This is a genomic window from Halomonas terrestris (genome assembly GCF_049166755.1).
Taxonomy (GTDB): Bacteria; Pseudomonadota; Gammaproteobacteria; order Pseudomonadales; family Halomonadaceae; genus Halomonas.
This window is the reverse complement of sequence record NZ_JBMHFZ010000056.1, coordinates 1-1,275: the sequence shown is the minus strand read 5'-3', so window position 1 is coordinate 1,275 and position 1,275 is coordinate 1. Positions and strand designations below refer to the sequence as shown.

Genomic DNA, 1,275 nt, shown 5'->3' with positions numbered 1-1,275 from the left:
TGCTCTTTAACAATGTGAATCATGCTGACAAGTTTCTTCCGAGAGGAAGAGACGCGAGATACGTCTCAAGCGTATCCGGCAATTGTCGTCGCGATCGCGGACCAGACCTCTTGGGGTTATATGGTCAAGCGATTAAGCGCATACGGTGGATGCCTAGGCAGCCAGAGGCGATGAAAGACGTGGAAGCCTGCGATAAGGCTCGGCGAGGTGGCAAACGACCTGTGACCCGGGCATTTCTGAATGGGGAAACCCACCCCGCACAAGCGGGGTATCCTGCACTGAATCCATAGGTGTCAGGAGGCGAACCGGGGGAACTGAAACATCTAAGTACCCCGAGGAAAAGAAATCAACCGAGATTCCCCCAGTAGCGGCGAGCGAACGGGGACCAGCCCTTAAGCCGGTGACTGATTAGACGAAGGTGTTGGGAAACACCGCCATAGTGGGTGATAGCCCCGTAGTCGAAAATCTGATCCGGTGAAATCGAGTAGGTCGGGGCACGTGAAACCTTGACTGAACATGGGGGGACCATCCTCCAAGGCTAAATACTCCTGGCTGACCGATAGTGAACCAGTACCGTGAGGGAAAGGCGAAAAGAACCCCGGAGAGGGGAGTGAAATAGATCCTGAAACCGTATGCGTACAAGCAGTGGGAGCCGACTTGTTCGGTGACCGCGTACCTTTTGTATAATGGGTCAGCGACTTATTTTCAGTGGCGAGCTTAACCGTATAGGGGAGGCGTAGGGAAACCGAGTCTTAACTGGGCGACCAGTCGCTGGAAATAGACCCGAAACCGGGCGATCTATCCATGAGCAGGTTGAAGGTTGAGTAACATCAACTGGAGGACCGAACCAGGATCTGTTGAAAAAGATTTGGATGACTTGTGGATCGGAGTGAAAGGCTAATCAAGCCCGGAGATAGCTGGTTCTCCTCGAAAGCTATTTAGGTAGCGCCTCACGTATCACCGCCGGGGGTAGAGCACTGTTTCGGCTAGGGGGTCATCCCGACTTACCAACCCGAGGCAAACTCCGAATACCGGTGAGTGCAAGCGTGGGAGACACACGGCGGGTGCTAACGTCCGTCGTGAAAAGGGAAACAACCCAGACCGTCAGCTAAGGTCCCCAAATCCTGGTTAAGTGGGAAACGATGTGGGAAGGCTCAGACAGCTAGGAGGTTGGCTTAGAAGCAGCCATCCTTTAAAGAAAGCGTAATAGCTCACTAGTCGAGTCGGCCTGCGCGGAAGATGTAACGGGGCTCAAACCAGGTACCGAAGCTACGG

At 53.9% G+C, this 1,275-nt stretch carries 1 rRNA gene; it reads left to right on the top strand.

The features are described from left to right. Positions 1 to 122 precede the first annotated feature (122 nt). Positions 123 to 1,275, top strand: a 23S ribosomal RNA gene (locus ACOMD9_RS21085); the annotation flags it as partial.